The organism is uncultured Mucilaginibacter sp. (genome assembly GCF_903893715.1).
Taxonomy (GTDB): domain Bacteria; phylum Bacteroidota; class Bacteroidia; order Sphingobacteriales; family Sphingobacteriaceae; genus Mucilaginibacter.
The window spans coordinates 1-14586 of record NZ_CAITNG010000119.1 but is presented as its reverse complement, the minus strand read 5'-3'; the positions used below and the strand labels follow the sequence as shown (position 1 = coordinate 14586).

Here is a 14586-nt window from a genome sequence, read left to right as displayed (position 1 = left end):
AATGAACAACCTGCCCCAGCTCATACCTGCCCAATTAAATGATATACTGCAAAGTATGTGGTACTTCATTCCGGAGATCATCCTGGTGGCGTTGTTTATCAAGGTTTTTGTGCTGGACCTTATTTTCGGTAAACGATACCCCAATTTAAGCCGTAACGCTGCTATTGCGGGTGTGGTGGTGGTATTGTTTACCGATTTGCTGCAATTATCAAATATAACCGAGTCGCGTTTTATTTTTAACGGCATGTTGCTGTTGCAACATAGTTCGGTTTGTTTTAAACTGGTTATTGATGTGCTCGCACTGGTGATGGTGATCTATATCCCCTGGGACAAGGCTTTGCGGGCGCATTTTAAAGGACTGGGCGACCTGTATTCCATCATTATAGCGTCGGTATTTGGTTTGCATTTGATGCTGATGGCGGTGAACCTGCTGAGCATTTATTTGGCGGTGGAGATGGTGTCCATCGCGTCGTACCTGATGGTGGCCTACCGGTCGGATACAGGGGTAAGTACCGAAGCCGGGATGAAATACGTGCTGTTTGGGGCGGTATCGTCGGCGATAATGCTGTACGGCATATCGCTGTTGTATGGCTTTAGCGGTACGCTGGATATTTGGAACGACGGGTTTATCCAAAACCTGGTACATGTTAGCCCGGTGAGCGTTTCGCTGGCGTTGGTACTGGTAATGGTGGGGATAGGTTTTAAGCTATCCTTTGTGCCCATGCATTTTTGGGTGCCCGATGTTTACCAGGGCGCGGCTACGCCGGTTACGGCTTACTTGTCGACCCTGCCTAAGATTGCGGGGTTTGGGTTGCTGGTGAACTTTTTAAGTCCGTTTGTGTTCCGACCCGAGTGGACAGCGTTCGATTTCAGATTGTTGTTATCGGTAGTGGGTATTGTTACGCTGATAGCAGGGAATGTGGCGGCCATCTGGCAAACCAATATCAAAAGAATGTTGGCTTATTCCAGTATAGGGCATACGGGTTTCGCGCTGATGGGGATTGTGGCTTTTACGGAGCAGGGATTATCGGCATTGTTGTTTTATTTGGCCGTGTATGCCATTGCCAACGCGGGCGCGCTGATGCTTTGCACGTACTACGTCAACAAGATTGGCGCGCAGGACCTGAACAGCTATAAAGGTGTTGGCCTGCGTTATCCGCTGCCATCGGTTTGTTTTGTAATCATTTTGATTTCCTTAGCGGGATTGCCGGTTACAGCAGGTTTTAACGGCAAGGTGCTGATATTTTCGGCGGTATATGCTGTTTACCAGCAGGGGCATAATAGCTGGCTGCTGGCTTTGATGATCGTTGGGGCTGCTACCACGTTGATCTCGCTTTTTTACTATATCAAGATACCGCTGCACCTTTTCCTGAAAAAGAACGAGCACCATGCCGAGGATTTGATTGTTAACCACCGTTATCTGCTGTTCTTTATTTGCTTTATCAGCTTTTTTTTGTTGGCGGTAGGGGTTTTTCCGCAGATTTTGGAATTTTTGAAAGTGTAAGTTATTTTTATCATGCGTAAGTTGACTAATGATGAGTATAATTTGGTAATCTTCCTATTAGAGGATAAACCAGACACTCAGCAAATCGTTGACACCCTTCATTTTAGAGAAGTTGAGGAAATGGATGATGGGGGAATGGGTAGCTTGCGATTCGTATCTAATGACGGAACGGAAAGAAAGTTTGGTAAAGAAATCGCTGAGTTTTCATTGAAGGATTTGGATGGAATAATGGTTAGTTTTGCAATCTTCTTTGATGAAGAAGGCGATATTTTTGAGTTGGATATTTTTAAGGCGGATTTTTCTCCGTTAATACAATTCCCATCACCCCCGTATACAAAGCCGTAGTTATATTGCTTACAGGTTTTGTTATTGTTTATTTCGCTTTCTACATTTATTTGATTTTGATTAAATGTGATATATATCATATAATTCTATTAATTCTATAGGTAAAATGTAAAAATTTATAATTTAGCGCAATTATTACCCCTTTGCGTTGATGAAAAGATTTATACCTGTAGCTATTTTGCTTGTTATTGCCGGCCTGTGCCTGGCTTTCCCCTCTATCGATATTTCGAAACCCGACGCGCATATCAGCGCTGCCGATACGGCCTGGATGCTTTCGGCAACGGGTTTGGTGCTGATCATGACACCCGGCCTCGCCTTTTTTTATGGCGGTATGGTGAACAAAAAAAATGTGATCTCTACGATGTTCCAGAGTTTTATCTGTATGGCTATTATCACCGTTATTTGGGTGGTGTTTGGCTTTAGTTTGGCCTTTGGCGATTCGTTCCATGGTGTGATAGGCAACCCCGGCACATTTTTTATGATGCGGGGCATGCTGGGCAACGCCACCTGGAAACTGGCACCTACCATACCGATTTTGCTTTTTGCCATGTACCAGTTAAAGTTTGCCATTATTACCCCGGCGCTGATCACCGGCGCGTTTGCCGAGCGGATACGCTTTAACTCGTACCTGTTGTTTATCTGCTTGTTTTTTGTTTTTATATACGCTCCGCTGGCGCACTCCACCTGGCACCCCGACGGTTTTTTAAATAAGTTAGGTGTGCTCGATTTTGCGGGCGGAACGGTAGTGCATATGTCGGCGGGATGGGCGGCACTGGCTTCGGCACTCTATCTGAAAGCCCGGCGCGAACAAACCCATGAGCCTGCGCGTATCACTTATGTGATGATTGGTACCGGTTTGTTATGGTTTGGCTGGTTTGGTTTTAACGCGGGATCGGCATTTGCGGCCAACTCGCTCGCGGTAAGCGCATTGGCTACCAGTACCACGGCATCGGCGGCGGCAGCGATAAGCTGGATGTTTTTTGATATGGCCAGGGGGCGCAAACCCAGCGCCATGGGTGCCTGTATCGGCGCCGTGGTCGGTTTAGTGGCCATTACCCCGGCTTCGGGTTTTGTGTCGATACCGGCATCGCTCATTATTGGGATAGTTTCGGCTTCGATAAGCAATTTGGTGGTGGAGTGGCGCACGCGCACTACTATTGATGATACCCTGGATGTTTTCCCATGCCATGGTGTAGGGGGTATGGTGGGTATGCTGCTTACCGGCGTTTTTGCGCATCAGCAAATTAACCCGGCTAATACCACCGGCAACGGCTTGTTTTTTGGTGAGACACATTTATTTTTTGTGCAGTGCGAGGCACTGGTTGGTGTTTCGGTATTCGCGTTTTTTGGCTCGTTGCTGCTGTTGAAAGTTACCGATATGATATCGCCGTTAAGGGTTTCGCCGGAGCATGAGGCTATCGGGCTCGACCTGAGCCAGCATGGCGAAAAGCTGTAAAATTATGTTAGCTAATTTTGTTTTACAGGCATTGCTTTTTGCAAAATTTGGCATAAAATACTTTTAAAAAACACTTCTGTTTTCGGGGGCCAAAAAGGCCCCTGAATGTTTTGTAATCGTAAAATCATTGTTAACCCGAACGCTCAAAAAAGTTTTGAAATTGATTTAAAGTCGTAACTTTGCGTGCTTAATACCCAGCATGAGCGAACAGATAAAACACGAATGCGGCATCGCATTTATCCGTCTTCTAAAGCCTCTATCCTTTTATCAAAAAAAATACGGCACTGCACTTTACGGCCTCAATAAACTGTACCTTCTGATGGAGAAGCAGCATAACCGGGGTCAGGATGGCGCGGGTGTGGCCACCATAAAACTCGACATTGAACCCGGTAAGCGCTACATCAGCAGGCACCGATCGATGGCGCAGAACGCGGTCTCGGACATATTTGAATACATACAGAAGAAGTTTGCAGATATTCAAAAAGAACAGCCGGAAAAACTCTCAGATGCCGAATGGCTGAAAAATAATGTGAGTTTTACCGGCGAAGTTTTGTTAGGGCATTTGCGATACGGCACCCACGGAAATAACAGCGTGGAAAATTGCCACCCGTTTCTGCGTCAAAACAATTGGATGACGCGTAATTTGGTGATTGCGGGCAACTTTAACATGACCAATGTTGACGAGTTATTGCAACAGTTGTACGACCTCGGTCAGCACCCCAAAGAAAAAGCGGATACCGTAACCGTTCTCGAAAAAATAGGCCACTTTTTGGATACCGAAAACCAGGGTTTATTTGACCAATACAAGCGCGAAGGCCTGGACGATAACGCTGAAATCAGTAAGCTGATAGCTAATGATTTGGACGTGGCGAAGATATTGCGGAAATCGGCCAAGAACTGGGATGGTGGTTATGCCATTGCGGGGATATTTGGCCACGGCGACGCGTTTATTATGCGCGACCCGGTGGGTATACGCCCGGCGTTTTATTATTATAACGATGAGATTGTGGTTGCCGCTTCGGAACGCCCGGCTTTGCAAACGGCATTCAATATACAGATTGATGACATCAGGGAAGTGAAACCCGGCCATGCGCTCATCATCAAAAAGAACGGCAAGATAAGCGAGGAGATGTTTAGCGAGCCTCAGGAAAAAATGGCATGTTCGTTTGAGCGTATCTATTTTTCGCGCGGAAGCGACGCTTCTATTTACAAGGAACGTAAGCAATTAGGGCGCTTATTGTGCGACCAGATACTGGAATCGGTAGATTACGATATCAAAAATACGGTGTTTTCGTATATCCCGAACACGGCCGAAGTGGCCTATTATGGTTTGGTGGAAGGTATACATAAGCACATCAAAAAATGCCAGCGCGATATTTTGCTGAACCGCGCCGATAAAATTACCGACAAGGAACTGACCGAGGTGCTAAAAATGGCACCACGCGTCGAAAAAATAGCCATTAAGGATGTTAAACTGCGCACCTTTATTACCCAGGACGCCGACCGCAGCGAAATGGTGGCGCATGTGTATGATACCACTTACGGCATTGTAAAGAATCATACGGATACTTTGGTGGCTTTGGACGACTCGATCGTTCGCGGTACGACGCTGAAACAGAGTATTTTAAGGATACTGGACCGGTTAAAGCCGAAAAAAATTGTGGTGGTATCGTCGGCACCGCAGATACGTTACCCGGATTGTTATGGGATAGATATGTCGCGCATGGGCGAGTTTGTGGCTTTTGAGGCGGCGATAAGCTTACTGAAAGACAGCGGCCGTTACCAGATTATTGCCGACGTGTACCAAAAATGCAAGGAAAGCTCGAAACTGCCGAAAGAGGAAGTGGAGAACTATGTAAAGGAGATATACGCGCCGTTTACCGACCAGGAAATATCGGACCGGATTGCGCAAATCATCACACCAAAAGAGATAAACGCTGAGGTACAGGTGATCTATCAAACTTTAGATAATCTGCACAAAGCTTGCCCCGACCATAAGGGCGACTGGTACTTTAGCGGCAATTACCCCACCCCGGGCGGCAATAAAGTGGTTAACCGCGCTTTTGTGAACTGGATGGAAGGGAAGAACCAGCGGGCTTATATGTGATTTGGTGAGTGGTGAATAGTGAGTTGTTTTTAGCTTAAAGCGGAAAGCTAAAAGCAGAAAGCTTTTTGGATTGGTTTTTGTTTGTTGGACGAGGATTGCAAATCCCCCAATGACGTGGGTCGAGGATTATAAATCCCGACCAATAAGCGAGTTTATCTACGGCTTTTGGAGTTGAACATTGGTCCATCAACAACGTCTTGAAACATCGTTAGGGTACGACCTTTAAGTTTTGCTTTTGCGGCAGTTCTAAGTTCAACAATACTTGCTAATGATTCGATGAAAGTTACGCCAAGTAAATTGTCGATATCAACATTTTTTCTTTCACCCAATACATTTATATAGTTAAAACAATTATATGTGATTTCGATATCTATGTTTTTTAACATCAATTCAGTTACAAACCTTCCCAAATCGTCAAATAATAGATATGCTACTTTTTCCGAATATTGAAAGTCACAGTTTTTAACATAATTCTTAAATTGGGGTATTGCTAAAAATAAGTCGTCTACTAATTCAATTTCTAATTGTCTTGGAAGAATTGACATGAGTTCGGTTGCTTCAATTTCTTTGAAACACTTGCTGAAGTTTTTCGTCGGTATAGCCGTTTTCGTCCCAGACGGCATCGGCTTTGTCGCGTGCCCTATCGAGCAGGAAGCGGGCCATCAGGTGTTTCAGTTCCGCAAGGTCGCTATCGGGTATATCGGCACTAAAAACCTTTAACAGTTCGGCTTGTACGTTGCTAAGCGGTGGGTGAACGGAAGAAATGCTCATGATACATTCAATTGTCTTAAACAAAAATAACAATTAATTAACAAAAAAGCTTTATGCTTTCAGCTTTGCGCTTTTAGCTCATTTAGCCGCAAACACCACATGCGTGATGAGCTTATCCACCAATACCAACGCGGCGATGATGAGGGCGATGCCGGCTACCTGGTTGAGGCGGTGGATGGACTTTTCGGAGATGCGGTCGCGGAGTTTGTTGGCGTAAAAGGCTTTTAGGGTATCGAGCGAGAACTGTACGCCGAGGATGGTGATGAACATGATGGCGATCTTTAACTGGCGGTTGGGCAGGTCGGTACGGTAAAAGGTACTGGCGGCACCGATAACGGTTACCCAGTGGAAGAGCAGGGTAGGGTTAAAAATGCACATGACAAAGCCTTTTAAAAAGAAGCCCGCACGGTTTATTTTTGCGGGTGTTTTGGCATAGCTGATCTCGGCTTTTTTAAATATGTAGTATACACCGATGGTGAACAGGATGGTACTGCCTACGATGCCCACGATGTGCGTATCGGCCTTTACGTTGATGAACTGCGAACCAAAGAGGATGGCACCGATAAAGACCATGTCGCTGGTTACTACGCCCAGGGCCATGGCTACGCCGGCATGGAAACCTTTTTCGATACTGGTTTTAATCAATGCGAAAAACACGGGCCCGGTTAAAACCGACAGTACCAACCCAAACCCGATGCCCGTAATAATGGCTTCTATCATTAATTATAGCCTTTGGTGTATTTATTAATGCGAATATGCAAATTATGCCATATCACACCAAACTTTAGGGCAAAACGATTTAAAATTTAAAATTAGATATTTATAAAATTTAAATTAAGTTAGGGTTTTTAAAACGTTAACCAATAACACCTGGCACAACAATGGAACAAAACAAGCAAGCTAATTACAGGTCGGCGCTGTATACCATTATTACCGTATTTTTTTTCTGGGGGTTTTTAGCCGCCTCGAACGGTATTTTTATCCCTTTTTGTAAGTTTTACTTTCACCTGTCGCAGTTTCAATCGCAACTGATTGACTATACTTTTTACGGCGGTTACTTTATCGGTTCGTTGGTGTTGTATTATGCCTCGCAGTTGATTAAGGTTGATTTGCTGAACAAGATGGGGTATAAAAATGGTATCATCATAGGCTTAGTTATTTCGGCTGTTGGCGCATTATTGATGGTGATGGGGCTTAATTCGGGCTCGTTTATCTTTATTTTGGTGTCGTATTTTGTTATCGCCATCGGGTTTTCGCTACAGCAAACGGCGGCAAACCCATTTGTTATCGCTTTGGGCTCGCCGCAAACGGGGGCGCACAGGTTAAACCTCGCGGGCAGTTTGAACAACATCGGCGGTATTTTAGGGCCGGTTATCGTAAATAAATTGTTGTTTGGCGTGGCTACCAATCCGGATATCAATAAAATTCAGATTTCGGCGGTAGATAACGAGTACTATATTTTGGCCGGGCTGTTCATAGCCGTGGCTATCTTTTTTTATGTTTCGAAACTACCGGTGGTTACCAGCGATGAGAAGATCGAATCGAGCCATAAAGCCAATCTGCCGTTGTTTGTGATTCTACTGGGCTTTATACTGATTATGGCTGCTGACCCGCTGACGGCCGCGACCGGCATATCGAAATCGTATTATGTGTATTCGGCATTGGCGGTTATTTTGTTGTCGCTGATCATTTGTATACCCTTATCAGCCAAAAACAAAGAGGGCTGGGGCGCTATGCAATACCCGCAGTTGATATTGGGTATGATAGCGATATTCACCTACGTAGGTGTGGAAGTAACCATTGCCAGTAATTTAGGCGCGTTGTTGAAGACGCCCGACTTTGGCAGCTACGCGGAATCGAACATCAAACAGTTTATATCGTTGTATTGGGGCAGTTTGATGATAGGCAGGTGGACGGGTGCCATAGGCGCGTTTAAACTAACTAAGATGTGGAAGAATACCCTGACGGTGGTAGTGCCCTTTGTGGCCTTTGGCGTGGTGCTGCTGGTGAACTATTTTAACGGTACCGATGTACGGGACATGTTTACCTATGCTATTTGTGTGGCGATACTGATCGTTGGTTTTTACATCGGCAACCAAAAGCCCGCGCGTACTTTGGCCATATTTACCATCATTGGTGTTATCGCCATGTTTGTAGGGCTTGCATTGACAGGTAAGGTGGCTTTATATGCGCTCATCAGCGGTGGTTTGTGCTGCTCGATTATGTGGCCGTCTATTTTTGCTTTGGCGATTACCGGGTTAGGCAAATATACCAGCCAGGGTTCGGCGTTTTTGATTATGATGATTTTGGGTGGGGCCATTATCCCGCCGATACAGGGCTTTTTGGCCGATACCAGCGGTATACACCACTCGTACATTGTACCATTATTGGGCTTTGCCTACCTTACCTTTTTTGCCTGGAAAGTGAGCGGCGAGTTGAAGAAACAGGGTGTAGATGTAGAGGCATTGGAAACGGCGGAGGCGCACTAAGCTATGAGCAAACTAAGTTTTGATGATATTTTTATGAACCTTGCGCTCGATTTGGCCAAGCGTTCGCATTGCATGAAGGCGCAGGTGGGGGCAGTGCTGACCAAGGATACGCGCATTATTTCCATCGGTTATAACGGGCCGCCGGCCGGTACGCATAATTGCGATGAAGAATGGCCGGATGCAGGTTGTCCGCGCGACTCGAAAGGGAGTTGCTCGCTGGCTTTGCACGCTGAAGAGAACGCCATTTTGTACGCGGTGAAGAACGGCACCAAACTGGAGGGTGCCACGCTGTACACCACCTTATCCCCTTGTTTGCCTTGCGCGAGGTTGATTTACTCGGCCGGGATAAAACGGGTGTATTTCAAACATTCGTATGCAGAGTATAAGGGTATTGCCCTTGACGAAGGCGTGGAGTTTTTGAACCGGTTTGGTGTGGTTGCGGGGAAGATGGGTGGTTGAGTCATTGGTCATTGGGTCATTGGTCATTGGTCATTGGTCATTGGGCATTGGGTTGTAAATCGGTAGATTAGATTAGGTATTAGTTGTCTTGCTTGGCCAAATATCGCCAAAGGGGTATGGCCAATGCAGCCCCGAAGAAGGGTGCGGTGAGATATATCCACAAGTGTTCAAAATGACCGGATATTAGCGCAGGCGCCAAAGAACGTGTTGGGTTCATGGATGCGCCACAGATGGGGCCGGCGAACATGGCTTCGAGGCCTACGATGGCACCGATGGCGATTGCTGCTGCCTGGCCTTGCTCTTTACTGCCATGGGCCACCTGCATAATCACCAGCATGAGGATGAACGTGAGCAACAGTTCGAGGATAAAGGATTGCATTTCGGTACCGGCGGGCATGGTAGCGCCTAATAACGGACTTGAGGGGAACAGCAGCTTTAGCACCATACTTGCCAGCAAAGCCCCCGCCAACTGGCTGGCGATATAACCGGGCAAATGGATGGCCTTAAAACGTCCCGCCAAGGTAAAAGCAATGCTGACCGCGGGGTTGATATGGCAGCCTGACACATCGCCGAGGGCGTATATGAGACCCATAACAATGAGCCCCCAGGTGATAGCCACGCCTACGTGGGTAATGGCGCCACCGGTTTGCTGGTCGATTACCATGGCGCCGCAGCCGCAAAACACCAGTATAAAGGTGCCCAACAGCTCGGCGGTGTATTTACGCAGCATCATAAATGTGCTTTTATAAACTCTTCGGAATAGGTTTTGATCATTTGGCGTACACGGCGAAACTCGGCCATCACTTCTTCGGGCGTGCCGGTTGCTTTGGCCGGGTCGGGGAAGTTGTAGTGGAAGCGTTCGGCGGTGGTAGGGAAGTAGGGGCAGTTCTCTTTGGCGTTATCGCATACGGTAATGACGTAGTCGAAAGGGATGTTGATGTACTCGTCGACATTGTTGGAAGTGTGGTGTGAGATATCGATACCGTCTTCGGCCATTACCTGTATGGCTTTGGGGTTTACGCCATGAGTTTCGATGCCCGCGCTGTATATTTTGGCTTTGTCGCCGGCGAAATGTTGCAAATAGCCTTCGGCTATCTGGCTGCGGCAACTGTTGCCGGTGCATAGTACTAAGATGTTTTTCATTTGGGGTTTAAACGTATTTAATTGTGATGGGTAAAGTTATTTTTATTTGATCCAATATTCCATGTGTTTACCTTCTTCGATAAAGGCCAATACCGATTCCTTGATCTGGTCCCTCACTTTTCGGATTTTTTCCAATATTTCTTCGTGCGTACCCGTAAAAGTTGAAGGATCGGGGAATGACCAGCCCAGCCTTTTAATCACACCCGGAAAAATAGGGCAGCCTTCGGCACTGGCTTCATCACAAACAGTAATAACTGCATTAAACGAACGCCCTTTTTTGAAAAGCTCAAAAGCATCCTGTGTGCCTTTATGGCTGATGTCGATGTCAACTTCCTGCATTACCTTTACCACGTTGGGGTTTAGTTTCCCGGCTTCCAGGCCGGCGCTTTCGGCAATAAAGTAATCGCCGCCAAAGGTGTTCAAAAATGCTTCGGCCATTTGGCTGCGGGCCGAATTGTGAATGCAAACAAACAAAACGCTGTGCTGTATCATAATAATAGGTTTAATGGTTAGTGTTTATAATTGGATTGGTTTTTTCATTACGATGGCCGATGCCGGGCATACATGACTAAATTCGGTGGATTGCTGCACCTCGGATGGAACAGAACTCCTGTTGATAACCCGATAACCTTTTCGGAAAAAATAATCGGGCGCGGTTTCGGTGAGCAGGTAAATTGCCGATAGCTTTTCCGTTTTTGCAAGGCCTTCTATTTGGGCCAGCAGGTTGTTGGCAATGCCTTTATCGCGATAAGCTTTATCAACAGCCAAAGAGCGCAACAGGCCATATTGGCCGTAAATTTCCAATCCGGCTACACCGGTCAACGTTTCGCCATCCGTTGCTACCACGAAATTGTTTAAAGTTTCGGGCAGGTCATCAACGGGCAGCTTTTCGGCAGCGAGCAGGGCGATAACGTCATCGCGGTTGGGGTTTGCTTTATGTGTTGTCATTTCGGTTCAATCGCAGCATCCGGGTGCGCAGCAGGGTGCTTTTGTTAATGGTTTTTGCGCGTAAACGGTGATACTGAAAATGCCCATGCCGCCATTTTTAAAATTGGTCAGTTCGTCGGCAGTTAAATAGCGGCTCAAAATATCATCGGGTATGGTGATTACTTTTTGTTTTTGGAGGGTGATATCTTCAAAGCCGTTCAGCTTGATGAGTTCGAGGTAAACGTCCTTTTGGATGGCACCGGATACACAACCGGCATACATTTCGGCTTTGTTTTTGAGTTGATCGGGCAAATTGCCCACCAACACTACATCAGATATGCTGAAATGCCCACCCGGTTTCAATACGCGGTAGATGTCCTTAAGCACGGCCGATTTATTGGGTACCAGGTTCAACACGCAATTGCTCACCACCACATCGCCTATGTTGGCGGTAACGGGCATGTGCTCAATATCGCCAAAGCGGAACTCCACATTGTTAAAGCCCAGCGTTTCGGCATTATAACGCGCCTTGTTGATCATGGCTTCGGTAAAATCGATGCCGATCACCTTGCCGGTTTCGCCGGTTTCGGCACGGGCCACAAAACAGTCGTTGCCTGCGCCTGAGCCTAAATCAATCACTACATCGCCCTTTTTTATTTTGGCGAATTGCGTAGGCATACCGCAGCCCAGAGCAAGGTCGGCATCGGGGTTATAGCCGGCAAGCCCGCTATAATCGTCGTTCATGATGTTGTGCACCTCGGTTGAGCAGCAGCCCGAGCCGCAGCAGGAGGTTTCGTTTGTTTCTTTGTCCTGCAAAGCAATCTCGCTGTATTTTTGCCTCACCAGTTCCTTCAGTTCTTTTTCGTTTTCCATTTTATTTGGGATGAATATCAGTTCATAAAAAAATCAACAACAAGCCTGGTTGGCGGCCGAAACCTGCAAATCGCCAAAGAGGGTATTAAAGTCGGCATTAAAGTTTTTAAAGGTTTCCCAGTTGATGCAATAGCATGATTTTTTACCGTCGATGGTGCCTTTGATGAGGTTGGCGTTCAAAAGCTCTTTTAAATGCTGCGATACGGTGGCCTGTGCCAGGGGCATTACTTCGACAATTTCGCCGCAGATGCAGGTATTGCGTTGGGCCAATATGCGCAGTATGGCTATACGCGCCGGGTGCGCCATGGCTTTGGCCAGGTCGGCCAGCTTTTGGTCGGTATCGGTAAAGGCTTCTTTTTTGTTGATGGCCATGGTATCAAATTATATATCGTAAATATACGATGATAAAAATTTGAAATGCAAATAAATTTGAAAATTGTGGGAAGGGAGGCTGTAGTCGCAGAAACAGGCATAGGGGTTTGAGGTCGGAGAATCGAACAGCGGGGTTGATTAAATGCGGTGTTTATGCAAGCAGGATGCTTTCGATATTTTTGGACGATTTACGCTGCCGCTAAACATCGACCAGTATTGCCTTATTATAAAAGCCAAAAATTTTGTATTTTTACTTTACGAAAAAGAGACGCAGTATGTTGACCACGATAAAGGGTTATTATGACCATGGCAAAATCGTTTTACAGGAACAGCCCCCGGTTGATGTGAAAACCGAGGTGATGGTTACCTTTTTGACTGAAGAGGCCGTAGTAAAACCGTCACCGAAAAGGAAATTGGGCGGTTTGGAAGGTAAGGTGGCTATTCCCGAGGATTTTAACGAGCCGTTGGACGACCTGAAAGATTATATGTAGCCAATGAATATCCTGGTTGACACCCAAATACTTGTTTGGTCGTTCGATGTATATTCGCCGCTAAGCGATACGCACCGGAAATTGCTTGAGGATAGTGCGAACACAATTTTTGTAAGCCAGATAAGCTTGATGGAGCTTGCCATCAAAAAGAACATCAACAAATTGCCCGGTTTTGTGCCTGATATTAAAACCGTAACAGAGCAATTGTTGCGCAATGGTTTTGAACTGCTGCCGTTGACCAATACGCATATATTTTTGTATGAGCATTTACCGCTGTTTTCGGAACATAAAGACCCCTTCGACCGCTTTTTGATTGCGGTTGCCCAACACGAGAAATTTACCATTATGACTTCGGATGCTAAGTTTCAGTTATACTCATCGTTGGTTTCGATTATTTAATTTTTTTTATTTTCTGATGCTATAACGGTGACTTTTGTGGTAGCTTATCAGTGTTTTTAGAATTCGAGTAAGTTATTGGAATTCAATATCTTAACTAAAAAAAATTTCCGAAATTTCTTTAATTTGATGTGAATTGTTCCGACATTTGTAAGTCGTTCTTTTTCTTTTGTCTTGATACAAAAGAAACAAAAAATCAAGTCGGGAAATAGGCTTCTTTACGCTCTTGGCCTTCGCACACAAGCTGAGAAAACCTGTGCTGCAATCTTTTGTCGCTATTGTGCGCAAGGCCCATGCTTCGGACAAAATTTGCTATGCCCTGCCAACGCGCGAGGCCACCATAGTTTTCTCTGCTTTTGGCCGAAGCTTATTTACCGACTGGGTGCGAACATAATTTTAGGTATTTAACATTAATTCATTATCAAACCCAAAAACAACAACATTATGGCAATTTTAGAGGAACTATCGTTTAAACAACAAAAATTTTGTGAGGAGTATCTATTGAGTTTTAACGCTTACCGGGCCGCAGTGGCGGCGGGGTATAGCGAGAACACAGCCTTGAAGGGCGATTTGTTGCACGTGCCCAAGATACAGGCGTATTTAAAGGCGGCGATGAGCCGCAGCGCGGCACGTGCGGAACTGACGCATGATATGCTGCTACGCGAACTGATGAAAATCGCATTTTGTAATATGGGTAATTATTATGACGATTATGGGCTACCTAAGAAGATGCACCAGTTGACGGACGAAGAAAAAGCGGCGGTAAGCTATTACCAGAGGGCGGATATGTGCTACCAGGACGGGCACATTTTTGGTGAACTCGTCAAAATAAAACTCCACAACAAAATGGCGGCTTTGGACAGGCTTTGTAAACATACGGGTTTTTACAAAGCGAATTGGAAGCCTTTGCCCGAGGTTGACCGGACGGAAACGGCCGAGGATATTGCTTTTGAAGCGGAGCACGGGCAAACACGGCCCAGCGCGGCTTTTACCCAAGAGGTGAGCGACGAATTGTATGCACAATTGCTGGAGCGTGATGGGGACAAGATGAGGGCCGCGGGGTGGTATATGGGAGAGACTGTGGTTGAGAAGTCGGAGGACGGAGGTCAGATGTCGGATGTCGGCGATCAGAGTTCTGATGATGACGGGGTTTTTTCGGTTGTTGGTGATCCCGATAGCTATCGGGACACCAACAACGGCGTGGGTGATGTGGAGGATGGAAGCCCTGAGTGTGGAGTCGGGAGTTCTGAGTC

At 46.2% G+C, this 14586-nt stretch carries 19 protein-coding genes; 10 read left to right on the top strand and 9 right to left on the bottom strand.

The features are described from left to right. The first annotated feature begins 1 nt into the window (after position 1). The 4 genes from QZX97_RS13560 to QZX97_RS13545 all read left to right on the top strand — a co-directional run bounded on the left by QZX97_RS13560 (position 2) and on the right by QZX97_RS13545 (position 5412). Positions 2-1504, top strand: coding sequence for an NADH-quinone oxidoreductase subunit N (locus QZX97_RS13560; protein WP_295647856.1), 1503 nt, complete (start codon positions 2-4; stop codon positions 1502-1504). Positions 1505-1516: 12 nt separating this feature from the next. Then, a complete protein-coding gene (locus tag QZX97_RS13555) occupies positions 1517-1849 on the top strand; it encodes a hypothetical protein (RefSeq protein ID WP_295647854.1) in 333 nt (110 codons plus the stop codon). 151 nt (positions 1850-2000) lie between these two features. After that, entirely contained in the window at positions 2001-3305 is a 1305-nt protein-coding gene (locus QZX97_RS13550) for an ammonium transporter (protein WP_295647851.1), read from the top strand. A 199-nt stretch (positions 3306-3504) separates the two neighbouring features. Continuing rightward, positions 3505-5412 (top strand): class II glutamine amidotransferase, encoded by a 1908-nt coding sequence (locus QZX97_RS13545; protein ID WP_295647849.1) that lies wholly within the window; start codon positions 3505-3507, stop codon positions 5410-5412. Positions 5413-5564: 152 nt separating this feature from the next. On the opposite strand, the gene QZX97_RS13540 is transcribed toward QZX97_RS13545, so the two are convergent. The 3 genes from QZX97_RS13540 to QZX97_RS13530 all read right to left on the bottom strand — a co-directional run bounded on the left by QZX97_RS13540 (position 5565) and on the right by QZX97_RS13530 (position 6903). Continuing rightward, complete coding sequence (locus QZX97_RS13540) at positions 5565-5957, bottom strand: hypothetical protein (RefSeq protein ID WP_295647847.1); 393 nt, start codon at positions 5955-5957, stop codon at positions 5565-5567. 13 nt (positions 5958-5970) lie between these two features. Next, entirely contained in the window at positions 5971-6183 is a 213-nt protein-coding gene (locus tag QZX97_RS13535) for a hypothetical protein (protein WP_295647845.1), read from the bottom strand. 78 nt (positions 6184-6261) lie between these two features. Beyond that, the gene (locus tag QZX97_RS13530; protein WP_295647842.1) at positions 6262-6903 is read right to left on the bottom strand and encodes a LysE family transporter; all 642 of its coding nucleotides are present in this window, start codon (positions 6901-6903) and stop codon (positions 6262-6264) included. Between the two features lie 161 nt (positions 6904-7064). Between QZX97_RS13530 and QZX97_RS13525 the strand changes: the two genes are divergently transcribed. Both QZX97_RS13525 and QZX97_RS13520 read left to right on the top strand, forming a co-directional pair. Continuing rightward, entirely contained in the window at positions 7065-8672 is a 1608-nt protein-coding gene (locus tag QZX97_RS13525) for an MFS transporter (protein WP_295647839.1), read from the top strand. Positions 8673-8675: 3 nt separating this feature from the next. After that, positions 8676-9131, top strand: a complete 456-nt coding sequence (locus QZX97_RS13520) for a dCMP deaminase family protein (protein ID WP_295647836.1) — start codon at positions 8676-8678, stop codon at positions 9129-9131. A 79-nt stretch (positions 9132-9210) separates the two neighbouring features. Here the strand turns inward: QZX97_RS13520 and QZX97_RS13515 are convergent, their stop codons facing one another. Genes QZX97_RS13515 through QZX97_RS13490 form a run of 6 tightly spaced genes read right to left on the bottom strand, consistent with a single transcriptional unit; the run spans position 9211 to position 12446 of the window. Further along, positions 9211-9864, bottom strand: a complete 654-nt coding sequence (locus QZX97_RS13515) for an aquaporin (protein ID WP_295647834.1) — start codon at positions 9862-9864, stop codon at positions 9211-9213. Beyond that, positions 9861-10274 (bottom strand): arsenate reductase ArsC, encoded by a 414-nt coding sequence (locus QZX97_RS13510; protein WP_295647832.1) that lies wholly within the window; start codon positions 10272-10274, stop codon positions 9861-9863. The genes QZX97_RS13515 and QZX97_RS13510 overlap by 4 nt, the downstream gene beginning before the upstream one ends. A gap of 42 nt (positions 10275-10316) precedes the next feature. Continuing rightward, positions 10317-10766, bottom strand: coding sequence for an arsenate reductase ArsC (locus QZX97_RS13505; protein ID WP_295647829.1), 450 nt, complete (start codon positions 10764-10766; stop codon positions 10317-10319). Between the two features lie 24 nt (positions 10767-10790). Next, positions 10791-11222 (bottom strand): arsenic resistance N-acetyltransferase ArsN2, encoded by a 432-nt coding sequence (arsN2, locus tag QZX97_RS13500; protein WP_295647826.1) that lies wholly within the window; start codon positions 11220-11222, stop codon positions 10791-10793. A 6-nt stretch (positions 11223-11228) separates the two neighbouring features. Continuing rightward, positions 11229-12074 carry an arsenite methyltransferase gene (locus tag QZX97_RS13495; protein ID WP_295647824.1) on the bottom strand — a complete coding sequence of 282 codons (846 nt, stop codon included), beginning with the start codon at positions 12072-12074 and terminating at the stop codon, positions 11229-11231. A gap of 33 nt (positions 12075-12107) precedes the next feature. Beyond that, positions 12108-12446 (bottom strand): metalloregulator ArsR/SmtB family transcription factor, encoded by a 339-nt coding sequence (locus QZX97_RS13490; protein ID WP_295647821.1) that lies wholly within the window; start codon positions 12444-12446, stop codon positions 12108-12110. 275 nt (positions 12447-12721) lie between these two features. Between QZX97_RS13490 and QZX97_RS13485 the strand changes: the two genes are divergently transcribed. From QZX97_RS13485 to QZX97_RS13470, 4 genes are all read left to right on the top strand, one after another. Further along, positions 12722-12937 (top strand): DUF2281 domain-containing protein, encoded by a 216-nt coding sequence (locus QZX97_RS13485; RefSeq protein WP_295647818.1) that lies wholly within the window; start codon positions 12722-12724, stop codon positions 12935-12937. A gap of 3 nt (positions 12938-12940) precedes the next feature. Continuing rightward, on the top strand, positions 12941-13336 hold the full coding sequence (locus QZX97_RS13480; protein WP_295647815.1) for a type II toxin-antitoxin system VapC family toxin: 396 nt from the start codon (positions 12941-12943) through the stop codon (positions 13334-13336). 223 nt (positions 13337-13559) lie between these two features. Further along, positions 13560-13727: a hypothetical protein gene (locus QZX97_RS13475; RefSeq protein ID WP_295664722.1), complete on the top strand. Its 168-nt coding sequence runs from the start codon at positions 13560-13562 to the stop codon at positions 13725-13727. A 50-nt stretch (positions 13728-13777) separates the two neighbouring features. Next, positions 13778-14586, top strand: an 809-nt coding sequence (locus tag QZX97_RS13470) for a terminase small subunit (protein ID WP_295647813.1), incomplete at its 3' end; no start/stop codon positions are given.

Bases quoted from the DNA above. Each gene is read 5' to 3' on its own strand.
- QZX97_RS13560 (WP_295647856.1), top strand. From the start codon at position 2: ATGAACAACCTGCCCCAGCTCATACCTGCCCAATTAAATGATATACTG.
- QZX97_RS13555 (WP_295647854.1), top strand. From the start codon at position 1,517: ATGCGTAAGTTGACTAATGATGAGTATAATTTGGTAATCTTCCTATTA.
- QZX97_RS13550 (WP_295647851.1), top strand. From the start codon at position 2,001: ATGAAAAGATTTATACCTGTAGCTATTTTGCTTGTTATTGCCGGCCTG.
- QZX97_RS13545 (WP_295647849.1), top strand. From the start codon at position 3,505: ATGAGCGAACAGATAAAACACGAATGCGGCATCGCATTTATCCGTCTT.
- QZX97_RS13540 (WP_295647847.1), bottom strand. From the start codon at position 5,957: ATGTCAATTCTTCCAAGACAATTAGAAATTGAATTAGTAGACGACTTA.
- QZX97_RS13535 (WP_295647845.1), bottom strand. From the start codon at position 6,183: ATGAGCATTTCTTCCGTTCACCCACCGCTTAGCAACGTACAAGCCGAA.
- QZX97_RS13530 (WP_295647842.1), bottom strand. From the start codon at position 6,903: ATGATAGAAGCCATTATTACGGGCATCGGGTTTGGGTTGGTACTGTCG.
- QZX97_RS13525 (WP_295647839.1), top strand. From the start codon at position 7,065: ATGGAACAAAACAAGCAAGCTAATTACAGGTCGGCGCTGTATACCATT.
- QZX97_RS13520 (WP_295647836.1), top strand. From the start codon at position 8,676: ATGAGCAAACTAAGTTTTGATGATATTTTTATGAACCTTGCGCTCGAT.
- QZX97_RS13515 (WP_295647834.1), bottom strand. From the start codon at position 9,864: ATGATGCTGCGTAAATACACCGCCGAGCTGTTGGGCACCTTTATACTG.
- QZX97_RS13510 (WP_295647832.1), bottom strand. From the start codon at position 10,274: ATGAAAAACATCTTAGTACTATGCACCGGCAACAGTTGCCGCAGCCAG.
- QZX97_RS13505 (WP_295647829.1), bottom strand. From the start codon at position 10,766: ATGATACAGCACAGCGTTTTGTTTGTTTGCATTCACAATTCGGCCCGC.
- arsN2 (WP_295647826.1), bottom strand. From the start codon at position 11,222: ATGACAACACATAAAGCAAACCCCAACCGCGATGACGTTATCGCCCTG.
- QZX97_RS13495 (WP_295647824.1), bottom strand. From the start codon at position 12,074: ATGGAAAACGAAAAAGAACTGAAGGAACTGGTGAGGCAAAAATACAGC.
- QZX97_RS13490 (WP_295647821.1), bottom strand. From the start codon at position 12,446: ATGGCCATCAACAAAAAAGAAGCCTTTACCGATACCGACCAAAAGCTG.
- QZX97_RS13485 (WP_295647818.1), top strand. From the start codon at position 12,722: ATGTTGACCACGATAAAGGGTTATTATGACCATGGCAAAATCGTTTTA.
- QZX97_RS13480 (WP_295647815.1), top strand. From the start codon at position 12,941: ATGAATATCCTGGTTGACACCCAAATACTTGTTTGGTCGTTCGATGTA.